General features: G+C 42.4%; 20 protein-coding genes. 10 read left to right on the forward strand and 10 right to left on the reverse strand.

Annotated features, from left to right (window positions below):
* Window positions 1-191: 191 nt before the first annotated feature.
* Window positions 192-524 (reverse strand): hypothetical protein, encoded by a 333-nt coding sequence (locus AY605_RS03545; protein ID WP_064095077.1) that lies wholly within the window; start codon window positions 522-524, stop codon window positions 192-194.
* 547 nt (window positions 525-1,071) lie between these two features.
* Between AY605_RS03545 and AY605_RS03550 the strand changes: the two genes are divergently transcribed.
* Window positions 1,072-1,281 (forward strand): cold-shock protein, encoded by a 210-nt coding sequence (locus tag AY605_RS03550; protein WP_004281299.1) that lies wholly within the window; start codon window positions 1,072-1,074, stop codon window positions 1,279-1,281.
* 568 nt (window positions 1,282-1,849) lie between these two features.
* On the opposite strand, the gene pyrE is transcribed toward AY605_RS03550, so the two are convergent.
* Window positions 1,850-2,500: an orotate phosphoribosyltransferase gene (gene pyrE, locus AY605_RS03555; RefSeq protein WP_064095078.1), complete on the reverse strand. Its 651-nt coding sequence runs from the start codon at window positions 2,498-2,500 to the stop codon at window positions 1,850-1,852.
* A gap of 40 nt (window positions 2,501-2,540) precedes the next feature.
* On the opposite strand from pyrE, the gene AY605_RS03560 reads away from it, so the two are divergent.
* Window positions 2,541-3,359 carry an exodeoxyribonuclease III gene (locus AY605_RS03560; RefSeq protein ID WP_064095079.1) on the forward strand — a complete coding sequence of 273 codons (819 nt, stop codon included), beginning with the start codon at window positions 2,541-2,543 and terminating at the stop codon, window positions 3,357-3,359.
* A gap of 493 nt (window positions 3,360-3,852) precedes the next feature.
* A complete protein-coding gene (locus AY605_RS03570; protein WP_064095081.1) occupies window positions 3,853-4,203 on the forward strand; it encodes a Spx/MgsR family RNA polymerase-binding regulatory protein in 351 nt (116 codons plus the stop codon).
* A gap of 71 nt (window positions 4,204-4,274) precedes the next feature.
* Here AY605_RS03570 and AY605_RS03575 read toward each other — a convergent pair whose 3' ends face one another.
* On the reverse strand, window positions 4,275-4,712 hold the full coding sequence (locus tag AY605_RS03575) for a DUF2147 domain-containing protein (protein ID WP_064095082.1): 438 nt from the start codon (window positions 4,710-4,712) through the stop codon (window positions 4,275-4,277).
* A 156-nt stretch (window positions 4,713-4,868) separates the two neighbouring features.
* On the opposite strand from AY605_RS03575, the gene AY605_RS03580 reads away from it, so the two are divergent.
* Entirely contained in the window at window positions 4,869-5,780 is a 912-nt protein-coding gene (locus AY605_RS03580; protein ID WP_064095083.1) for an alpha/beta hydrolase, read from the forward strand.
* A gap of 63 nt (window positions 5,781-5,843) precedes the next feature.
* On the opposite strand, the gene AY605_RS03585 is transcribed toward AY605_RS03580, so the two are convergent.
* A complete protein-coding gene (locus AY605_RS03585) occupies window positions 5,844-6,413 on the reverse strand; it encodes an FMN-dependent NADH-azoreductase (RefSeq protein WP_064095084.1) in 570 nt (189 codons plus the stop codon).
* A 344-nt stretch (window positions 6,414-6,757) separates the two neighbouring features.
* On the opposite strand from AY605_RS03585, the gene AY605_RS03590 reads away from it, so the two are divergent.
* Entirely contained in the window at window positions 6,758-7,954 is a 1,197-nt protein-coding gene (locus AY605_RS03590) for a GGDEF domain-containing protein (RefSeq protein WP_064095085.1), read from the forward strand.
* Between the two features lie 29 nt (window positions 7,955-7,983).
* Here AY605_RS03590 and dsbD read toward each other — a convergent pair whose 3' ends face one another.
* From dsbD to AY605_RS03610, 4 genes are all read right to left on the reverse strand, one after another.
* Window positions 7,984-9,825, reverse strand: a complete 1,842-nt coding sequence (dsbD, locus tag AY605_RS03595) for a protein-disulfide reductase DsbD (RefSeq protein ID WP_064095086.1) — start codon at window positions 9,823-9,825, stop codon at window positions 7,984-7,986.
* 16 nt (window positions 9,826-9,841) lie between these two features.
* Entirely contained in the window at window positions 9,842-10,597 is a 756-nt protein-coding gene (locus tag AY605_RS03600; RefSeq protein WP_064095087.1) for a transporter, read from the reverse strand.
* Between the two features lie 25 nt (window positions 10,598-10,622).
* Entirely contained in the window at window positions 10,623-11,165 is a 543-nt protein-coding gene (locus tag AY605_RS03605; protein WP_064095088.1) for a hypothetical protein, read from the reverse strand.
* A 130-nt stretch (window positions 11,166-11,295) separates the two neighbouring features.
* Window positions 11,296-11,661: an HPF/RaiA family ribosome-associated protein gene (locus AY605_RS03610; RefSeq protein WP_064095089.1), complete on the reverse strand. Its 366-nt coding sequence runs from the start codon at window positions 11,659-11,661 to the stop codon at window positions 11,296-11,298.
* Window positions 11,662-12,657: 996 nt separating this feature from the next.
* Between AY605_RS03610 and AY605_RS03615 the strand changes: the two genes are divergently transcribed.
* From AY605_RS03615 to AY605_RS03630, 4 genes are all read left to right on the forward strand, one after another.
* Entirely contained in the window at window positions 12,658-13,404 is a 747-nt protein-coding gene (locus AY605_RS03615; protein WP_064095090.1) for an outer membrane protein OmpK, read from the forward strand.
* Between the two features lie 81 nt (window positions 13,405-13,485).
* Window positions 13,486-13,998, forward strand: coding sequence for a GNAT family N-acetyltransferase (locus AY605_RS03620; protein WP_064095091.1), 513 nt, complete (start codon window positions 13,486-13,488; stop codon window positions 13,996-13,998).
* A gap of 172 nt (window positions 13,999-14,170) precedes the next feature.
* Window positions 14,171-14,893 (forward strand): hypothetical protein, encoded by a 723-nt coding sequence (locus AY605_RS03625; RefSeq protein ID WP_064095092.1) that lies wholly within the window; start codon window positions 14,171-14,173, stop codon window positions 14,891-14,893.
* A gap of 66 nt (window positions 14,894-14,959) precedes the next feature.
* On the forward strand, window positions 14,960-15,667 hold the full coding sequence (locus AY605_RS03630; protein WP_064095093.1) for a phospholipase D family protein: 708 nt from the start codon (window positions 14,960-14,962) through the stop codon (window positions 15,665-15,667).
* Window positions 15,668-15,723: 56 nt separating this feature from the next.
* On the opposite strand, the gene AY605_RS03635 is transcribed toward AY605_RS03630, so the two are convergent.
* Window positions 15,724-16,644: a response regulator transcription factor gene (locus AY605_RS03635; RefSeq protein ID WP_064095094.1), complete on the reverse strand. Its 921-nt coding sequence runs from the start codon at window positions 16,642-16,644 to the stop codon at window positions 15,724-15,726.
* A 12-nt stretch (window positions 16,645-16,656) separates the two neighbouring features.
* Entirely contained in the window at window positions 16,657-20,112 is a 3,456-nt protein-coding gene (locus tag AY605_RS03640) for an ATP-binding protein (protein WP_064095095.1), read from the reverse strand.
* A 203-nt stretch (window positions 20,113-20,315) separates the two neighbouring features.
* On the opposite strand from AY605_RS03640, the gene urtA reads away from it, so the two are divergent.
* Window positions 20,316-21,554 carry an urea ABC transporter substrate-binding protein gene (gene urtA / locus AY605_RS03645; RefSeq protein WP_064095096.1) on the forward strand — a complete coding sequence of 413 codons (1,239 nt, stop codon included), beginning with the start codon at window positions 20,316-20,318 and terminating at the stop codon, window positions 21,552-21,554.
* The last annotated feature ends 77 nt before the right edge of the window (window positions 21,555-21,631 follow it).

The following is a 21,631-nucleotide window of genomic DNA, read 5'->3' on the forward strand; positions in this document are numbered from 1 at the left end:
CTTAAATTTAATTTTTTACAGGTTAATCATGTCGCTACGGAAGATGAAACTATATTCATGCTCCGTAGCCCTATGCTGCTGTGCTTTTAGCTGAAAATAATGATTTTTTGATTTTATAAGCATTCTCATTATACTTTTTGGGTTTTCCGGTACGTTCCCGCTTATGCCGATATCTGTTATTTTGATAGTAACTAGTCTTCATCACTTTGATTTCTATTGTTACTTTTTGCTACCAGCGTGCCGAGCATAATGATAAAAGTACTCACGCCACCTATTAATAGGCTCATCAGCCCCATTTCCAGCATGAAATTACTATTGTCACTTTGAGGCACACCCCAAAGAAATTGCAGACGGTCACCGAAGATAAAGTTGATCGCACACATAATCAGAAAACCGATCAAGGTGGCTATCAGCAAAGTCACCACCAGATTTTTCCACATTTTACATCCGACAAACAGGATGATCATGGCCAGCCCAACCATGGTGATGATGGATATAAGCAACACGCCGTTCCAGTAATCCATGAGACTCACTCTTGTTATGGTTTTAAATTAAAATTAAGAAATTCTTATAGTTAATTTTTCCAATTAATTTTTAATATAGGTGGATTCTTATATCTCGGCAATGACAATAACTAACTTAAAGACAAAAACCTTATTTCAACCAAATTAATAAAATTCATATACTTATAAAAACATTATTACTTAGAAAACGATTTTGATTAACATAAAACAACTCAACCACCACATAGATTTAGCGGTTTTAATTCGCTGATGCTGAAATGCTCTGCATAAAGCGCAAACGGATCAGAACAAAATTTAAAAGCAAAAAATTCGAGTCATTTTTATAAGAAAAATAAATAATAAATATAAAAAACTTGAATATTTTATGATTTAGGTTATGCTGTCTTTAACTAGAAAAAAGCGTTGTTTAGTTAAACTTCTTTAAGTGCCGCAGTATTATTTATAATCCTCAGTTTTTTCAGATCTTTATTTCAATTCTTGTTGTTTTTCCAAGTTATCCATAGTCATTTCGATGACTAAAATTATTAAAATTTAACAGGTTTATATTATGTCTACTACAGTTACCGGTACAGTAAAATGGTTTAACGAAACTAAAGGTTTTGGTTTTATTCAACAAGAGTCAGGTCCTGACGTTTTTGCACACTTTAAAGAAATCAGCAGTTCTGGTTTCAAAACTTTGTTTGAAGGTCAACGTGTTTCTTTTAGCGTAGTTGATGGTCAAAAAGGTCCAAATGCGATCAATATCGTTGCGCTATAATTTAGCCCAACAATGAAAAAAAGCACCTGAAGGTGCTTTTTTTAGCTCTGAAGATAAATAATTTTGAGCCACTGCTGTTCTGAGTTGGACTTTATAAAAAGATAAAAGTGAAAAATCCCCAGCATCCTGCCAGGGGTTTTCCGTGTTGGTTTGCTTGGTATAACTCCTGTCGTACCTTACTTTCCTTGTATTTATCTCTGGTTATTCTTCTATGGAACATCCTGTTCCTGATGACTTCATCATAGGAAATGATGGGCAGCTCGTATAGACGCAAAGTGCCTGAATTGACGTAAGCAAATGCGTACAAAAAATAATGAAATATTAATTTCGATCTCCAGTATTTTTAATTTATTTTATTATTATAAAACAATTGATTAACTTAAATTTCAGTTATTTTACTTGATTTAATCTAGATAGCTATTAAATGGCTGAATTTATAAATAAATTGAATCTTAAAATAAAAATGTACGGTCTGATTCCTTCTTCTGAGCAATAGTTTTGATTGTAGGTACTTTTACCTGAGAATAAAAAAGGAAGTCAAAACTTCCTTTTTTCTCATGATTCAGGCTTAGATCCCGTATTTAACCCGGTAATCTTCCATTTTCGCCAACGCCTCTAGGTCGCCTTTCACTTCCAGATAGTCCATTAAGTCTTTCATTGTAATTAAGGCATGTACAGGGATCTCAAGCTCTTGCTGTACTTCCTGAATCGCAGATAAATCCCCCTGACCTTTTTCCTGGCGGTCTAGCGCTACCAGAACTCCAGCAATTTGAGCACCGGCATTCTTCAAGATGGTGACGACTTCACGAATCGCTGTGCCTGCGGTAATCACATCATCAATGATCCAGACTTTTTTACCTGCTACAGACGCACCAACCAATACGCCACCTTCACCATGGTCTTTGGCTTCTTTGCGGTTAAACCCCCACGGCACACTCACCCCATGATTTTGCGACAAGGTCACCGCCGTAGCTGCCACAAAAGGGATACCTTTATATGCAGGGCCGAAGATCACTTCCACATTGTCACATTCAGTCAGTTTCGCAGCATAGCCAGAAGCCAGCAGGGTCAAGGCTTCACCATCATTCAGCAGGCCCGCATTAAAAAAATAGGGACTCACACGTCCCGATTTTAAAGTAAACTCACCAAATTTAAGCACACCGCGTGATAATGCGAGTTCGATAAAAGCTTGCGGGTTAAACTGAGCTGGCGTTGACATGAGGTGCTCCTAAATCCATTAATTAAGGTAAGATTTGCGCATGATACCAAAGAGTAGCTATCCAGGTGATCAAAAAATTCTTCGCGTCGTTTCGATTAATGTCAACGGCTTACGCTCATCTGTCACCAAAGGTCTATTAGAATGGATGGAACAGTCTGAAGCTGATGTAATTTGCATGCAGGAAAGTCGGATCACGCATGCGCAGTGGACCGATAAATTCAAGCCTGAAGGCTGGTACGCGCACCTGTTTCCTGCCGAACGTCCGGGGTATGCCGGTACTGCCATTTATAGCCGCCTGCCTTTTGTCTCTTTAACCGATGGCCTGGGTTTTGAACTGGCCGATTCACAAGGTCGTTTTATTGCCGCTGAATTTGACTTGGGTCTAGAGCAAACTGTACAGATCTGTTCACTGTACCTGCCTTCGGGTTCATCAGGAGATGAAGCGCAAGCACGTAAAGATCACTTTCTGGAAGAATACGCGAAAATCCTGAAACAGTGGCGTGATGAAAATAAGTCGGTGATTGTCTGTGGTGACTATAATATCGTGCATAAACGTATTGATATTAAAAACTGGTCAGGTAACCAGAAATCTTCAGGATGCTTGCCGCATGAACGTGCCTGGCTGGATCATATCTATGATGAGCTGGGTTATGTCGATACTTTCCGTGAAGTGCGCAAAGAAGCCGAGTTATATTCTTGGTGGTCAAACCGTGGTCAAGCACGCGCCAAGAACGTGGGTTGGCGGATTGATTATCAGGCCTGTTCTCCAGACTGGAAAGAGCGCACTGTGAATGCTTGGGTCTATAAAGATCAATGGTTTAGTGACCATGCTCCCGTGATTATTGACTACAAACTATAAATCCGTACGATGCAACATAGTAAACATATGTTCACTCAGTTAGGGTTTATCTCTTACATGACATGACGTATTTCTTGGGTTTATCTCCATGTAATAACATAGCATTATAGCGCTACGGCACAGGGACAGGTCAGGATGACCATATAAGGACAGGACGCCGTAGGACGAAAATAAAACAGACTATAGATGTAGCCTGTTTTGCATGGATGTGACAATGGACGTTGGATTGAGACCCGCATGATCAGGATGATTAAATGCGGGTTTTCTATTTTTATTACTTCTGCTACACCTCAATTTCATTTTTTATGATGCAGATTATTCTTTTTCTTGCCACCAATGTTAAAGCAGCTTGATGTCATTTTAATGACAGGGCTTGGCGGGTATTTAAAACTGATATTTAAAAAAATTTCCTTTTCCTGTTTGGGTTTTACATGGTCTGCTGTGGCCAATTTGGTTAAGCTAATGCATGATTTAAATTTTCTAGATGACAGCTATGTTAAAAATTTACGGAATTAAAAATTGCAGTTCAATGAAAAAAGCCTTTGATCTGCTTAATGAGCAAGGTCTCGCTTATGAATTTCATGATTATAAAAAACAGGGCATCGATGCTGAAACAGTGAAAATCTGGCTGGACGCCCTGGGTCAGGATGTAGTTTTGAACAAGAAAGGCACTACCTGGCGTAAACTCGGCGCAGAAGAACAACAGATGGCCCTATCGAGTGAAGATGCTTTAATTAATGCATTAACCACCCACACCAGTTTGATTAAACGCCCTATCTTGGCGACCTCTGCAGGATTTATTGCGGGTTTTGATGAATCTGCCTATCGTAACTTAGATTCTTGATTCCTTTTTTAAACAAGCGCCATAAAAAAAGCCTGACATCCATCAGGCTTTTAAATATCTACTTAAATAAATCAGTTGGCACGAATCCAGGTCTGGTTACGACCCAATGCCGCTACACCAATGAAACCACGTAGCTCAAGCTTCTTGCCACCATCAGCTAGCTGACCTTTCAACTTATAAGTTTTACCAGATTGTGGATCCAGGATTGAACCGCTGTCATAGCTGGTACCACCAGTATTTTTAAGACCTTTGACAATAGTCAAGCCTTTGAGTGACTTGTTCTTGTAAGGGCCTTCACACTTGGTACAGGCATTTTCTTCACCTGGAGTTAACACCGACTGAATGCTAGCTGACAAAGTGCCATTCTTTTGTTCAGTGAATTTAACCATCGCCTTCGGCTGCTTGGTTTTGTCATCAATGGTTTTCCATACCGTGCCATTTAAAGGATCCGCAGCATTAGCCAATGCAGATAAGCCTAGTAGTCCTAACATAAGCGCTATTTTTTTCATTTTTCTTCATTTCCTTAGTCTGAAAATAGACCAATCTAGTATTAAAAAGTCACAACAAATTTTCAATTTTTAGCTGTGACTATTTAGTGTAACCTTGTAAATATGGTTGGTAAATAATCTACATGATTAATAAAAGCACAAAAAGATGGAAGGAAAATGAAGATAAACGCGCTAACGAAACAATTAATTACAGAAAGCTTTTTAAAAACAGCCATTCGTGCCCCGAGCAGATTGAATCTTCCACCTAGTTCTATGCGTCTTGCACTGGAACAAATGTGCAAACTTTTCCCACAGGACAAAACTGTGGAGATTCGCTCCCTACGTCTGGCGGGGCTACGTGCTGAGGAAATCAAACCACAGCAGGAATCCAGCCAGCTGATTTTTCATATTCATGGTGGGGCATTTTATTTAGGTTCCTTAAAAACCCATCGTGCTTTTATGACGCAAATTGCAGCTCGGACCCAAATGCAGGTCCTACATGTAGATTATCCGCTATCCCCTGAATCTGCCTATCCGGAAGCCCTGGAAGCCTTGTTTGATGTTTATCACCTGCTCCTGGATCAAGGAGTTCAGGCCAAAGATATCATCCTGTCCGGAGACTCTTGCGGAGCCAATCTGGCACTGGCGCTGGCACTTAAAATACAGCAGGAAAATCTCCCACAAGTCAGCGGTTTGATTCTCCTGTCTCCCCTGCTGGATCTGACCTTAACCAGCGAATCTTTACGCTATAACCAGAAACATGATTCCCTGCTTTCTCTGGAAACACTTCAAACCGGAATTGAATATTATGTCCCGCGCTCAATTAACCGTGGCGATCCGGAAGTTTCCCCTTTTTTTGCCGATTTAAACGGCTTGCCCCCGATCCATATTCAGGTGGGTTCCAAGGAAATTCTGCTGGATGATGCGACCCGTTTTAAAGAAAAAGCCGAGCAGGCAGGTATCGAGGTTGAATTCAAACTATATACCGGCATGTGGCATAATTTCCAGATGTTCAGTGCCTGGTTCGATGAAGCCAAACAGGCCTTAGGTGATCTTGCTGAATTTGCCCATGGTCTGGATCGGGATTAAATATAATTCAGTATGTAAAAAAGTCAGCCGCAGCTGACTTTATTCAGAAAGGAAAGGGCTGAGTTAAATAGCCTGAACCTGCTGTAATGCACTTTGCAGCGCTTGTGCTTTGGCAGTTTCGCCCATGTTAACACCTTCGGCACGAATCACTTCAATATCCGTCACCCCAGTAAAGTTAAATACGGTTTTCAGGAAAGCTTCCTGAAAATCAGCCGGGCTCTGCTCGCCATAAACACCACCACGGCTACTGGCAATATATACTTTCTTATTTCCCGCCAGACCCACAGGACCTTGTTCGGTGTATTTAAAGGTACGTCCTGCGACACAGATCCGGTCAATCCAGGCCTTTAAAGTCGAGGGTAAACCGAAGTTATACATCGCGGCACCAATGACCAAGATATCAGCCTGCAAATATTGCTGTAAAATTTTGTCACCCAAGGCGGTCTGTTCTGCATTTTGACCCATTAAAATTTCAGCATTCAGATGTGGAATGGGCTGTGCAGCCAGATCCAGATAGTCAACTTCAATTACCTCGGCATATTTTTGCTGTAATTGCTCTACCACAGCCTGCGTCAACTGACGCGAAATTGAGGCTTCTCCTAAAATACTGGAATCTATCTGTAAAACTTTCATGATGTGGCTCTTTCTTTACGGTTCTATTGGATAATTAATTCAGCTATTTTAACTATTCGTCATAATGAAATAATTAGCACCAATAAAACACATCATCCTGAATTTAGAACAAAACTGTGTACTGCTTAAGCTCTCCGATTTTTAATTAAGGGTGCTTTGGCATAACACTGAGTACCTGCATCACAGGCTAAAGCCCAACAGACAAGATATAAAAATAACCAAACTGGGTTAAATATTGTTGTTTATCAAGTACTCCAACTTATGTTATCTTATGTAAATAACGCCATAAATATCCGATAAGTCTTAAAAAAAACTGCCATAGCAATTAAAATCAGGCCGGGACCATGAAGCGAATATCGCCTGTACCAGAAAAAATACTGAAGCATAAAATCACGAAATATCTGGTCGAAGATGAAGTCGTGATGAACTGGAGTATTCTAAAAAAGTGCATCCTGATGCTGGCGTTGGGATGCGGAGTACATCTGACCTGGCTCGGCTGGGATATTTTCGTGTTATTAAATCCCGAATATTGGCAATATGTGCATCTAGAACGGGTCTATACACAAATTACTCTGAACAGCAGCTTTCTGGTAATTCTATTTCTCCTGATTTTTCCCTGTTATAAATTTCAGGGGAATCAGCTGATTGAACGGTATCTGCCCTACATGGCAGTGGGTACTTTTGTTATCTCGTTGTGTCGTGACGCCTATCTCGTCGGGGTGATCAGCCCTGTGGCCACGACCTCCTATGTCTGTTTAATTATGGTGGGACTGGTGCTGTTCCATCGTACACTGGTCTATAGCATGCTGATTCCAGCATCCATTTTCCTAGGCGGATGTGCCTATTTAAGTTTCAGCCATCAATTGCCTTATTCACCGCTATTTAATCTCGATGGCGAGCTTTTCTATAATGGCTTCTGGCTGTTATCGATGCTGTATTTCATTTTGCCAATTCTGGCCGTCTGCATGGTGTTATTCGAGATTCTGCTCAGTCAGTGGCGGCATCGCGAGCAGCTGATCAAACAGCTGAGCCAGATCGATCCGCTTACCAACCTGTTTAACCGTCGTAGCATCAATCAGTGTCTGGACAAACTGAATGCCGCAGCGACTCCCAATTATGCCTTGGTATTGCTGGATCTGGATCATTTCAAGAAGATTAATGACCATTTTGGCCATCATAAGGGTGATGAAACCCTGGTAGAAGTGAGCGCCGTGCTGAACCAGCAATTGCGTGAAAGTGATGTGGTCGGCCGTTTTGGTGGGGAAGAATTTATTCTGGTGCTAAAAAATACCAGTCTGGAAAAAGCCGAACAAGTGGCTGAACGCTGCCGCATTGCCATTCAGCAATTGCAGATTTTCAGTGATGAGGGTGAGCTGATTCCGGTCACTGCCAGTTTCGGGATTGCCATTTCGACGGCTGATTTACGCCCACAACAATTATTGAGTCAGGCCGATCAGGCACTTTATCAGGCTAAAGCGGATGGACGTAATCTGGTCAAAGCCTATGTTGAGCCATTGACTGCCCAGATGCAAGTTTCCTAAACAGCCAAATTTCTGGATAATATTGAATACTAAGGCTTTTCGCTTTGCGCCAAATTTTGCAACTGGGCCAGCAATTCAGCTTCGCTAAATGCACCGGTCAATCGCAACCCCCGGATTTCCTGCTGCTGCGCATTCAAGAATAAATACGTCGGCGGTCCAAGAATTTCCCATTGATTTAATAGTGCTTGATGAGAAGCATTATATTGGCTTAAATCCAGCTTGATCAGGAAATATGGCGCAAGGGCCTGCTGTACCGCTGCAGATTTTAAAATCCGGTGTTCGATCGGCTGACAGGCGACACACCAGTCGGCATAGACATCAATAATGACCTTTTGCCCTTGTGGAACCTTGGCCAAAATCTGCTGAAATTCGGCCGCATTACGGGCCACATGCCACTTGGCTTCTGTACTCGCCTGCTCCACAAAAAACCGCTGACTATGCTGATATTGGCTATAAGCAATATAAGGCACGGCCAATGCCAGACACAGGATATACAGCCATCTTAGACCAGTACGATGCCAGAAAATCCGGAATAGTACATAGGCAACAAAGGCCATGCCCAAGGCTAGGGATAACCACTGTAAAACAGCTTCTGAAATCAGCGGCCGAATAAAATACAGGGCCAATGCCAGCATGATAAAGGCAAAGAGCACTTTAATCTGATTCATCCAGTGCCCGGCTTTCGGTAGAATCCGCGCCCCCAGAATACTGGCCAGTAGTAAAGGTGCACCCATTCCGAAACCTAGGGTAAACAGTAGTAGAGCTCCCTGCCACTGACTTTGGGTCTGGGAAATAAACAACAATGCACCGGCCAGTGGTGCAGTCATGCATGGCCCGACCAGGAGTGCCGAAATCACTCCCATAATACCCGCACTGACCAGACTACCTCCCTGCTGCATGGCCTGTGCCCGGTCCAGACGCTGCACCAGACCTTGGGGCAGTTTGATTTCAAACAGGCCAAACAGATTCAGGGCAAACAGGACAAATAGCAGACTAAACCCGATCAAGGTGGCGGGTTGCTGCAACCAGCGCTGGAAGTTCAGGCCGGCTGAAGATGCAATTAAGCCAAGTACCGCATAGACAGCAGCCATACTGCTGACGAAAGTCAGTGCAATCATCCAAGCTTTCAGGCCTTTGCTGTCTCGTACAATCAGCGACGTTAGAATCGGCAGCATCGGCAAGGAACATGGGGTAAAAGCCAGTAATATTCCTAAACCAAAGAACAGCAAAAGCCCATAACCTAAAGAGCGTTCAAGCAGCTGGGCTGACCATTTTTGGTCTTGTGCTGCATAGGGTCCGGTTTGCCGGTCTGATGCGGAGAGGTTATCTGAAGCAGACTCTGAGGAATCTGCTGTATTAAACAGGGTATTTTGTTGCGGTGAGGCGCTATTCAAATCAAGTAAACGTTTTGTTCCTGATCCGGCTGTTTCAAATTGTACCAGACCGGATAAATCAGTCTTGAACTGGATGGTTTGTGGCGGATAACAGATCCTGTCTTTAGCACAGCCCTGCCAGCTGACCTGATAGGATTGCCCCGCCTGAGTCGGAATCTGAAACTTTAACTGCTGATAATAAACCTGGGTATGCCCATAGTTGTCATCATATAAATCTTCAGCTGGCGGCAATTCAAGCGCTAATGCCTGATTCCCCTGCCGCACTTCAATTTTATGCTGATACAGATAATAGTTGTCTGGAATCTGCCAGCTCAGTTCAGCCTGCTGCTGACTGGTGGAGATCACAGTTAACGGAAAAGCCTGCTCGGCAGACAATAATGCAGTTTCCGCCTGAGCAGGACTACTGAACACAGAGCAGCCTAAAATGAGCGGGACAAGTACTTTCCCCCCGACCGGGAACTGCGAGTATTTGATCATCTGTAAACTAAACCGCTTAGAACAGGACAGATAAGCCTAGTCCTGAAAAGTAGCTTCGATCTATACTATTCAGATCAACACCTACACTGGCGTCCAACTGGACACGATCGTTTAATGCATACATCACTCCAGTGCCAAGCGCGTATTCATTATTGACCCCTTCAGCCTTACGGTAAACCAGTTCAGAATAGCCTGACCAGCGATCTTTAATCTGGTAGCCTAAAGATGGAACTGCCACGACTGCCCAGTGACTGTCCTGCCATTCATAACGCATGGTGATTGCTGTGCTTACCAAGTCATTATACTGATAAGAAACTGCAGAACTGAGGCTGTAAATATCCTCTTCATTACTAAAACCGGCATTGCCTGTCGCAATAATTGCTTCAGCCAGCAAGGCCATACTTAGTTTGTCATCATCCAGATCAATGGCTTTTTTTAGACCGATACTGATATCACCCAAGCCGTCTTCGTCATCGGTCTGACCATTGGATTTTACTTGCTTCCATCCAGGACCATCCCAGCCCAGACGTAGTTCTAAATCCTTGGCAATCCCGGTACGTAACAACATATCTGCATTAAGTCTGGTAATCGTCTGCTCGCCTGAATCGCTATACTGAACTGTGGGCAATCCCTGTTCCCAGGCTACCTTCCCTACGGGGGTGATGCCGGTACTGAGACCTTCACTAGGCCGGTCAAATTCAAAATCAGCTGCGAAAATTTGGGCACTACAACTCACCAGTGCTATCAGACCCAAAATTCTTAATGTTGTCATATTCAGGCTCTTTTATAAAATGTATTTAACCAAGCTCTTTGGTCATTTTTGCGCCATGACTACGAAGTAGTTCGAGCGTCTGTTTTTCTTCTTGCAGGGCTTCTGACCAGTTAATTTCATCAAAATCACAGTCAAAGAACAGGTCACTAATTGAAGATAAAATTGTCATGCCATCTTCATCTTTGCTATTCGGATCTACTTTTTCATCGAGTAAACGCTGTACGGCAGGTGCACATGCAGCACTTGCAGCATCCCAAAGCGGACCATAAATTTCTTCAGCATCCCAGAGATGCAGATTTACTTTGGCCTGGATCAGCTCTTCCAGAATCTGTAAATGCACTTGCAAACGTGCTTGCTTTTCATCTTCTGAAAGTGGGGTGCCGGCTTCATACAACTCGCACACCTCTTCCCACCATTTAAACAGGCCATCCGACCAGACCGAAATCACCGGTCCTTTGTCATGATCTACAAAATTTGGATTGAGTCCACCTGCCAGCAGCTGTTTGACCTGTTCCAGATTCAATTCTTCGAGTGCTTGCACAAAAAGCTGTTGTTGCGCAGTTAACATGATGGAACTCACTTTAATTCGTTTTCGACTATTATGCCGAATAAAGAGGCTTTTGTTGTATTTCCAGCAAGTATATTTTGGTTTTAATATGAAAAAAGCCCCGCAGGGCTCTTTTCAAATCGTTCCGAAATCAGTTTTCTGTATCTACTGTATCCGTATCTGCAAGTTCCAGTGTACCTGCACGAGGGTCATCATTTTTCTCGATAACATGTTCCAGACTGCGTTTCAGCCGATCAATAGCACCACTAATAGCAGTCGCTACACTCGGTGCACGATGATTGACCACTACTGGTTTCAATCCTGCAGGTCGCGCTTCAATCATGCAGCGAATATCGTCTTCACCGCCTTTGGCGCCATTTTCATCACTAAGATGGACTGAAAAATGGGTAATACGTTCGCTGTGGCGCTGGAATTCCTGATTCAATTCTGCACGTACATACTCAATTAAACGATCGCTATTCTGAATGTGCTTATCTGTACGGATTTCAATATTCATAAATTACCACCCTCGAATCTTTGTAACTTTTTTAGTGCAAAATTCTTTATCTTGGCACGCTCTTAACTTGCTGTTTCACATTGCATTTTACATATCCAAATGACTGGACTTCTAACCTCCACTTTGAATGATGAACACATTTTTTGAGTCTGCAGAATCGTGTCCTTATATCTAGAATATCGGCCCTATCTGGAAAATATGCAAGTGGTATTTTGGATTTTTAGCAAAAGAATAATTGATTGTGACAAGTACTTACCGAGTTAAAAACAACTGATGAGTTATGGTGTAGTTGTAATATTATTTATGTGACTGGGTGTTGAACTCTTCATTATAAAATCTGCTTATAACTTGCAGCCGCCCATTAGCCCCAAGAATACAAAATGAGAGCAAATTATTAAAAATAATAGATTTTATGTTTAGAATCACTACGGATAAGCAGATTATTTTTTCAGTCTAGTGCGCGGTAGCAGAAACAGCTTTGCAAAAAGTTTAGTTTTGGCTGTTTAAGCAGCAAGATTAAACAATCCAGATGCTTTTTTATCTGAATAAAGCTGGACAAGTAGCCAATAATCTAAAATTTTAGACCCGGTTTTATGACCTCAATGGTGAATAAAATCTGAAAGAGCAATACCTTCAAGATTAAAGTACCAAGCTATGAGTTCTTTTCATCTGCTTTTACCTAAAAATAATATTTTATGTTAAAAATCCAATTATTTTTAATAACTTAATCTCCCCATAACCCTCTTATACCTACTGAATGTTCTATGCTTGTTTATAGATAAATAATAATTTTGCCGTCTTAACAAGCAAACGAAAGTTTCTATTTCTTCACTTTTTAAAATAAAGACTTAGAAAATTCAGACCGGAACAGCAGTAATAAAACTGATTTCTCCAAGGTCATGACTCCCTGAATATTTTGGCTAGATCCACAATTTTAACTTTATTTTTACTTATTAATCTGTATGCTTATTCTGCTTTCTTGGGGGAGAGATTTAAATGAAATTTACACAACTCGCAGCACTTTGTGCATTGGCTTCAACTGCAGTATTTGCTCAAGCAAAACCTGTATGGCAGGACTTCAGCATTACTGGTCTTTATGGTGAACACTATGCATTCCCGGGTGCAGGTGACGATAACCAGCAAACCACTGCAACCTTTGAATATGCTGCCAAGTTGAATTACGGGGATTTCTTCGGTTTTGCTGACCGTACTCATAATGACTCAGGTAATGCAACCTATTTCGAAGTATCACCTCGTTTGAGTCTGGGTGCTGTTACCGGTCAAAAGCTTGAACTTGGACCGATTAAAGATGTATTGATTGCGGGTACATGGGAAGGCAATAGCGCTAACTATCCTGGCAGTGATTTTAACAATTATCTGTATGGTGTTGGCTTTGACCTTGAAATTCCGTATTTCCAGTATACTCAGCTAAACTTCTACAAGGCCGATAATGAAAAAGGCTCTGAAGACGATTACCAAATGACTATGGTGTACGCTATTCCTTTCAAAGTTGGTACCGAAGACTTCCTTGTTGACGGATTCCTTGACTGGTCTACTGCTGAAAAAAATGGTCATGCGAGCGAGCTTAACTGGACCACCCAATACAAGTGGAATCTGGGCAAACATATCTCTCCAGAAACCCGTCTATACCTAGGTATTGAACATTCTGTCTGGAATAACAAATATGCTGTAAAAGGTACGGACGAAAACAATGTCAGTGCCCTTGTGAAGTATCACTTCTAATTGATGTATGATCAAAAGCAGAACTTCGGTTCTGCTTTTTTTTAAACCATAATTTCAGCTTTATCCTAACAGAACAAGAATATGCCTGATTTTGACATTCGCCCTGCGACCGAACGTGACCTTGAAACCATCCTTGAGATTTATAATCAGGAAGTGCTCTATGGCACTGCGACCTGGAACAGAACAGCCTTTGATCTGAACTATTTCAAAATCTGGTTTAAGCAGCTTAAAAATCAGAATTTTCCAGTTTTTGTGGTTGAAGATACTCGAAATCGGGTCGTGGCTGGTTATGCCTGTTATGATCATTTTCGCAGTATTCAGGGCTTTCGACAGACGGTTGAACATTCCATTTTTTTAAATCCGGATTATGCAGGACAAGGTTTGGGTTCTAAATTATTGCAGTATTTAATTGAACAGGCTCAAGTACAGAAATTGCATATTATGGTTGCCGCAATTGATTCAGAAAATACCTCGTCAATTCGCCTGCATGAAAAACTGGGTTTCGTTCAAACTGCCTATATGCCGCAAGTTGGACAGAAGTTTGGGCAATGGCGTGATTTGGTCCTATTACAACTCAATCTGGATCAGGGTTAATTCACTTTTATTTTAAATTCTTCTCTTGATCTATTTTCTTAACATCAGCCTCCCACTGTCTTTATCACTTTCATATTATCTGATTTTTACTGGATTGGATTACAACAGAGATATTATTTACTTCACAGGCTTGCTATGTTTTATTCGAATTAAACTCATACCGAATAACACCATGTACAAATCTCTATTTTCTATTGCTCTTTTAAGTTTAAGCGCGCTCACTTTTGCTGATTCAGAGTTCGAGAAAGAATTGCATTCAGGCTGTAGCAAAGTGCAAAGTTACGCAAATAATGGCAAGAAATTCTACGACCAGAAACAATATCAAAAGGCCATCGCGCAATTTGAGCAACAAGCGGCCTGGTCATCCTTTTGTGCGATGAATGTAGAAGATGGCGGTACAGCTTTTTCTGAACGTGATATCACCACGGCGTTTAATAATGTCGGTATAAGTTATGCCAAGCTAGGCAAGCCGCAATGGGCACGCGCCTGGTTTTCCGTTTTCCCGAATGCTAAAGCCAGCCAGTTCAATCTAAAACAGTTACCTGTACCAAAAAAACCGAAGAGTCTTGCAGGGAAATATGTCCGCTATGCAGGTTTTGGTCAGTGGAATACGATGGAAGTTAAACAGGCTTCGAATGCCTACCAGATTGAGTTTAATGGACTCTATATGGGTTTACGCAGTCTGATTTATGGTCCTAATATGGGAGAATTTTCAACCCGCATGCCACTGAACAAAACACATACCCAATATCGTTATGACGACTGCAGAATTGATTTGAAATTTCAGTTTAACGCTCAAATTGGACAACAGATTATGGTCAATAGCAGAAATCCGATGTCTTGCGGTTTTGGGCATAACGTTTCAGCAGATGGCAAGTATTTAAAGGTTGAGTGATTACTGATTCAGCGATATCTTATTGCCCTATAACAAACATAAAATTCAAATATTGCAGGAAAAAATATGGCTAAATTTTTAAATACCAGTGCAACCAATTTTTTCTTAGAAGAACTTATTAAAAACGCCAAAGAGCGTTTAATTTTAATCAGTCCTTATTTGCGGCTCAATGACCGTATCAAAGAATTACTAGAAGACAAAGACCGGTTAAAAATTGATGTTCGAATTGTTTATGGCAAAAGTGATTTACATCCTGAAGAAATTAAATGGATACAAAAATTAGATTATGTTCGTTTAAGTTTCTGCAAAAACCTGCATGCAAAGTGCTATCTCAATGAATCAGAATGTATTATTTCCAGTTTAAACCTCTATGAATTTAGCCAGGTCAATAACAATGAAATGGGCATTTCAGTTCGTAAGTATGAAGATGATGAAGTTTTCAAAGATGCGTACGAAGAAGCGCAACGCATTATTCGGATTAGTGAAGAAGTTCGCATTAGCTTAGATGAAGTTAGAATAGATAAGGTTGAAGTGCAAAATGAGCGCGAAATAGAACAAGAAAATGTAAAATTCAAGAAATTAACCACAGCAAAACTTGCTTCTAAATTTGGAATCAAGACTCCTGATTTGCTCGAACAGCTGGTGAATAAAGGCTATCTTAAACTTGAAAATGATAAGCACTTTTTAACGGATACGGGCAAAGCGATAGGCGGTGAATTTAGAACCGGACAATTTGGCATGTACTTCCTTTGGAATGAAAATACCGAGATTTAAAGAAAAACTTTAAGTTCCTTTTCCTTCCAGAAAAGGGAACTTGATAGCCAAAAGTATCAAGCCACTGCCTGATTCTGACAGGCTGACATGACATGCAATACTGCAGCCGTCCGTGTTTCTACATAGAGCTTTTCAAATACATGCTCAAGATGCTTGTTCACTGTACGTGGGCTGAGCTGTAAGATCTCGGCAATATCCCGGTTGGTCTTCCCCATCGTGACCCAATGCATGACTTCTGCTTCACGCGGCGTCAGATTCGGACAAGCCTGTGCGATTTCCTCTGCACTCGGCATTTGGGTTTGCTCTTTCAACTGTACCAAGACATGTTTAGAGATATGTCCTGCATACAGTTTGGTGAGCAGGTTGAGCTGTAACTGCTGATGGCCATGACCGTACTGACCATGCAGTAAATGTGCTTGATCGGGCTGCTTGAGCAAATCCTGTAACCAGTGATTTAAACTGGATTGAAAGTGTTGTACATCCACCTGATGGCTGTTCAGTAATTCACTGACAATGGGCGTTTGCCAGATAATTTCACCTTCCAGATTCAGCGATAGAATCGCGCTACCTGTTGCGTCCAGCATTTGCCGCTGCTGATGCATCAGACGCGCCTGCAATAAATGAGTTTTTACCCGCGCCCGAACTTCATCAATATTTAATGGCTTGGTTACGTAATCTACCCCACCTACCTGAAAGCCTTTAAGAATATGCTCGGTTTCAGTCAGACCCGTCATAAAAATCACCGGGATATGTTCAGTTACTGGACTGGCCTTAAGCTGGGTGCAGGTTTCGAAGCCATCCATTTCCGGCATACTGCCATCCAGCAAAATCATGTCGGGTTGAATGCGATGCGCAATTTCAATTGCATCAAATCCATTGGTCGCCACAAGTACCTGATAGCCAGCCTGATCCAGGCTCTCATGCAACAGGCATAGATTTTCAGGTATATCATCCACAATCAAAATACTTTCTAACATGCTCATTCCCCTCTACTTCAACACATCTGCATGCTCATGAAGTCGCTGAATTGCTTTTTTAAAATCAAATTGTTGTAAATCCCGTTCAATCTGATGCCATATATCGTTATATTGTTCAAAGTGCTGTCCGCACTCATGCAGCACATCCTTCGCACCCCGAATAAAACCAATACTTAAATGCTGTTCCAGCTGAATAACTGCCTCTGCCACATTTAACAATGGGATTGATTGGTGCACTTCTTTTTTGTTTTTAACCCCCACAGTGAGGGGCTGCTCTTCCTGATCAGAAGCTTGTTCTTGTTCTGGATTCTGCTCATGCTGATGAAGCCAGTTTAAGCCCAATTTATCACCAATTTTGTTCAATAATAAATTGAGATCGACCGGCTTTACTAAAAAGTCTTCGTTGAGAACATCGGTTTCCGGATTGATCATCCGCTCATTGGCATCTGCAGAAATAATAATAATCGGTACATTGGTAATTTTATTTTGGCGCAGCAATTTTGCTGTTTCCCAGCCGCCCAGTATAGGCATGCTCAAATCCATCAGAATCAGATCAGGATTAAATTCTGGAACCTGGCGCAAACAGGCTAAACCTGATTCTGCCTCTTCTAAAATAAAACCCAGTGGTTTCAGGAAATTTAAAACCAGACCACGGTCGGTTGCTTCATTATCAACAACCAGTATTTTACGGCGTTCTCCGGTATAACCGGTCACGGTATTAGAGGCAACGTCAGCAATCGGATGGATCAGGGATTTAGAAGGTAAATACAATTTTATTTTAAACACTGAACCCTGTTTTAACTGGCTGCTCAGGGTCAGCTCGCCTCCGAGAATATCAACCAGAAGTTTCACGATCGGTAGTCCTAAACCTGTACCGGCAAAACTGCCCTGTACTACATTTCGACCACGTTCAAAAGGTTGGAAGATCCGCTCAACATCCGATTCAGCAATACCACAACCCGTATCATGAATTTCAAAATAAGCGGTCTGAAAACGGTAATCGACCTTAAATTTCACTCCACCCTTGAGGGTAAATTTCAAGGCATTGCCCAGCAGATTAATCAGTACCTGCTCTAAGCGTTTCTTATCGATACGCACATATTGCGGAATTTTACTGCTGATCTCCACATCAAACTTCAGCTGTTTCTGAGCAAACTGTGGCTCGAACATATGCACAATCTGTTTAAGAAATTTTGGCAGGTCAATGTTGGAACTTTCCAATGAAATTTTGCCGGTTTCAATCCGTGCCAAATCGAGCAGACCATCAATCAGAGAAGTGAGATGCTGACCGCTACGGCTAATCACGCCAAGGGCAGACTCGCCCTGTTCAGACAGTTTTTCCTGTTTCTGCAGTAGCTGACTATAACCGAGAATACTGTTCAACGGTGTCCGTAACTCATGGCTGATGCCAATCACATAACGGCTTTTGGCTTCATTGGCCTTTTCTGCCTGAATGCGGGCATCCTGTAACTGGCGATCGGTAATTTTATGCGCTTCAATTTCATCCATCAGCAGTTGGGTCTGGGTATTGCTTTCCAATTGCGCCTGACGTCGACTTTCATCATTCAGTACTAGCCACCAGGCAGCCACACAAAGTAGCAGGAATAGTACTGCGTAGATTTTGATGAACAGCATCGTCAGTGCATCCTGCTGCTGTGACAGGGTACCCAAGCTGGCAGATTCCTGTAAATAAATCAGGCTCAGACTGACCGCCAGCACCACACTCAAGACAAAAATCAGCAGGATATACAGACTTAAGCGGGTATTAATATGTTGTACCCAGTATTTCGGCAGGAACCAAGCCGCAAAAATTCTTAGCTGTGAAGACCAGCGTGCATGCGGCTTACACAGATCATGACAACGTGCTTCAAGCGTGCAGCACAGAGAACAGATCTGGCTGCTATAGGCCGGACAACTGGCCATGTCGGCTGTCTCATAATCATGCTCACAGACTACACAAGTCTGGGTCTCGACCAGATTCAGTTCAGGCTTTTCTTGACGTGCCAGATAATATTTACCTTTGGTAAACCAAGCAATCAGCGGTACACATAACATTGCTGTACCGAGTGCGATAAAACCAGCCAGTGAGCGGGCAATATCTCCGAAAATCCCCCAATAGCACAACATGGATAAGACCGAGGCAATGATCAGGCTACCGACCCCAACTGGATTAATGTCATACAGATAGGCCCGTCTAAATTCGATACCTTTTGGACTCAGCCCTAGCGGTTTACAGACCACCAGATCCGCAACAAGGGCGCCGATCCAGGCAAGGGCTACATTGCTGTATAAGCCCAGTACACGCTCCACAGCATGGATTACCCCAAGCTCCATCAATAGCAAGGCAATAAAGATATTAAATACCAGCCAAACCACGCGCCCTGGATGGCTATGTGTCAGACGCGCAAAGAAATTAGACCAGGCCAATGAACCTGCATAGGCATTGGTGACATTAATCTTGATCTGGGCAACGCAGACAAATAGAACCGTCAGGAATAAAGCAATACCGGGATGATTGACTACCTGTTGATAGGCAATCCAGTACAGATAATTGGGGTTACTCAGTTCAGAATCGGAGACCAGATATTTCATTGCCAATGCCATCAATAGCATGCCCATGAATATCTTGATAAATCCACCCAGAATCCAGGCTGGTCCACCCAAAAAGACCGCCCAATTCCATTTACGCTGAATATGTTTTTTATCGGGTAAAAATCGCAGATAGTCCGCCTGTTCACCAATCTGGGTGATCAAAGCAAATAGTACTGTGCAGGATGCACCAAAAAAGGACAGATTAAACGCAGCACTCTGACTTTTTGCGCCCTCAATGAGTGCAAGATCGCTGATCAAATCAGGCTGCTTCACCAAGACAAAGCACCAGGGCAATAAAAGTAGAAATAACCACAGTGGTTGGGTGATTGCTTGCACCTTATTGATAAAGCCAATACCTTTTACCACCAATGGCAAAATCACCAGTGCTGAAATCAGATAGCCAATACTCAGGGGTATCCCTAAGCCTAGCTCCAATGCCAGCGCCATGATAGCGGCTTCAAAGGCGAGAAAGATAAAGGTGAAACTGGCATAAATGACCGAGGTAATGGAGGAGCCAATATAACCAAATCCGGCACCACGGGTCAGTAAATCAATATCGACATTATAACGGGCAGCATAATAACCAATCGGCCAACTGGTCAGGAAAATGATAATGGATACCACCACCAATGCCCAGAAAGCATTACTAAACCCGTATTGCCAGAGCATGGTCGCCCCAAGTGCCTCCATTGCCAGGAAACTAACGGCCGCAAGCGCCGTATTGGTCACTGTCCACAGTGACCATTTCCGGACGGATTTAGGCGCATAGCGAAGCGCATAGTCTTCGATGCTTTCATCAACCACCCAAGTATTGTATTTACGCCGGGTATGAATGACGCGCTGCGGTGCCTGACTGGTCTTGGCTGTTGGGTCCATACAGATTAAATAAAGCTAAATATCTGGTCTTAAAAGCAAAAACTATGCCCAGCCTATCAGTATCTAAAAATAATCCGGCTGCACGGTATATACGTAAAGTGACGTATATGCTCATTTTTTAACTCCCCTTAGGCTTAGTTGCATACCAAGCGCAAACCAATGATTAAGCGCATCAGCACATCTAATTCTATAGGGGAACCGACATGAGCTTGAAATCAAAAGTAAAGACATCTGGATTACTGGCAGGTTTACTTGCTGTTCCATTCCTGCTGGCTCCAGTATTAACAAATGCCAGCACCCCTGCAACGGCAAAGGTCAATACCACCAAACTTAAAGTAGATGACAAGTTTGTGTATGTGGGTCAGCTGCATTCGGCAACCGGTACCATGGCGATTTCTGAAACTGGCTCAATCCAGGCAGAGCGTCTGGCAATTGAACAGATTAATAAACAAGGCGGTGTTCTCGGTCGTCAGATCAAAATCATTCAGGAAGATGGGGCTTCTGACTGGCCAACCTTTGCAGAAAAAGCACGTAAGTTATCTGAAAAAGACCGCGTTGCTGCGATCTTCGGTTGCTGGACTTCAGCATCCCGTAAAGCTGTGCTTCCAATTATTGAACGTAATAATGCCCTGCTTTACTACCCGACATTCTATGAAGGTTTAGAGCAATCTAAAAACGTAATCTACACGGGTCAGGAAGCAACTCAACAGGTACTTGAAGCCCTGAACTGGCTGGCAAAAGAGAAAAAAGCCAAAACTTTCTATCTGATTGGTTCTGACTACATCTGGCCGCGCACCACCATGAAAATTGCCCGTACGCACATTGAAAAAGTGCTGAAAGGCAAAGTGGTGGGCGAAGAATACTATCCATTGGGTCACACACAATTCGGTTCACTCATTAACAAGACCAAATTGAAAAAACCTGATGCCATCTTCGCTGCGGTTGTCGGTGGTTCAAACGTATCCTTCTATAAACAAATGAAAGCTGCAGGCGTAACAGGCGACAAGCAAACACTGCTTACCCTTTCAGTGACTGAAGATGAGTTACTCGGTATTGGCGGTGAAAACATGAAGGGCTTCTACTCTTCAATGAAATACTTCCAAAGCCTGAACAACCCGAATAACCAGACTTTTGTTAAAGCATTTAAAGCAAAATACGGTCCTAAAGCCGTCGTTGGTGACGTGACTCAAGCTGCTTATCTTGGTCCATGGTTATGGAAAGCTGCAGTTGAAAAAGCAGGTAGCTTCGATGTTGCGAAAGTAACAGCGGCATCTAAAGGCTTAGAAATGAAACGAGCACCTGAAGGTTACGTGAAAATTGACCCGAACCACCATTTATGGAGCAAATCCCGTATTGCACAGGTCCTGCCAAATGGTCAGTTCAAGGTGGTTTATGAATCTAAAGGTCTAATCAAACCAAACCCATTCCCTAAAGGTTACTAAGTTAACAGCCACATGATCAGGGGAAGTCATTCTCCTGATCTTTTTATTCCACACAATTTTTTTAAAGCTTGGAGGAT

The organism is Acinetobacter sp. SFD (genome assembly GCF_001647575.1).
Lineage (GTDB): Bacteria > Pseudomonadota > Gammaproteobacteria > Pseudomonadales > Moraxellaceae > Acinetobacter > Acinetobacter pecorum.

Coding starts and splice junctions, on each gene's coding strand:
- AY605_RS03600 (WP_064095087.1), bottom strand. CDS start 10,597: ATGACAACATTAAGAATTTTGGGTCTGATAGCACTGGTGAGTTGTAGT.
- AY605_RS03625 (WP_064095092.1), top strand. CDS start 14,171: ATGTACAAATCTCTATTTTCTATTGCTCTTTTAAGTTTAAGCGCGCTC.
- pyrE (WP_064095078.1), bottom strand. CDS start 2,500: ATGTCAACGCCAGCTCAGTTTAACCCGCAAGCTTTTATCGAACTCGCA.
- AY605_RS03580 (WP_064095083.1), top strand. CDS start 4,869: ATGAAGATAAACGCGCTAACGAAACAATTAATTACAGAAAGCTTTTTA.
- AY605_RS03590 (WP_064095085.1), top strand. CDS start 6,758: ATGAAGCGAATATCGCCTGTACCAGAAAAAATACTGAAGCATAAAATC.
- urtA (WP_064095096.1), top strand. CDS start 20,316: ATGAGCTTGAAATCAAAAGTAAAGACATCTGGATTACTGGCAGGTTTA.
- AY605_RS03635 (WP_064095094.1), bottom strand. CDS start 16,644: ATGTTAGAAAGTATTTTGATTGTGGATGATATACCTGAAAATCTATGC.
- AY605_RS03620 (WP_064095091.1), top strand. CDS start 13,486: ATGCCTGATTTTGACATTCGCCCTGCGACCGAACGTGACCTTGAAACC.
- AY605_RS03605 (WP_064095088.1), bottom strand. CDS start 11,165: ATGTTAACTGCGCAACAACAGCTTTTTGTGCAAGCACTCGAAGAATTG.
- AY605_RS03575 (WP_064095082.1), bottom strand. CDS start 4,712: ATGAAAAAAATAGCGCTTATGTTAGGACTACTAGGCTTATCTGCATTG.
- AY605_RS03640 (WP_064095095.1), bottom strand. CDS start 20,112: ATGGACCCAACAGCCAAGACCAGTCAGGCACCGCAGCGCGTCATTCAT.
- AY605_RS03560 (WP_064095079.1), top strand. CDS start 2,541: ATGATACCAAAGAGTAGCTATCCAGGTGATCAAAAAATTCTTCGCGTC.
- AY605_RS03585 (WP_064095084.1), bottom strand. CDS start 6,413: ATGAAAGTTTTACAGATAGATTCCAGTATTTTAGGAGAAGCCTCAATT.
- AY605_RS03615 (WP_064095090.1), top strand. CDS start 12,658: ATGAAATTTACACAACTCGCAGCACTTTGTGCATTGGCTTCAACTGCA.
- dsbD (WP_064095086.1), bottom strand. CDS start 9,825: ATGATCAAATACTCGCAGTTCCCGGTCGGGGGGAAAGTACTTGTCCCG.
- AY605_RS03610 (WP_064095089.1), bottom strand. CDS start 11,661: ATGAATATTGAAATCCGTACAGATAAGCACATTCAGAATAGCGATCGT.
- AY605_RS03570 (WP_064095081.1), top strand. CDS start 3,853: ATGTTAAAAATTTACGGAATTAAAAATTGCAGTTCAATGAAAAAAGCC.
- AY605_RS03630 (WP_064095093.1), top strand. CDS start 14,960: ATGGCTAAATTTTTAAATACCAGTGCAACCAATTTTTTCTTAGAAGAA.
- AY605_RS03545 (WP_064095077.1), bottom strand. CDS start 524: ATGGATTACTGGAACGGCGTGTTGCTTATATCCATCATCACCATGGTT.
- AY605_RS03550 (WP_004281299.1), top strand. CDS start 1,072: ATGTCTACTACAGTTACCGGTACAGTAAAATGGTTTAACGAAACTAAA.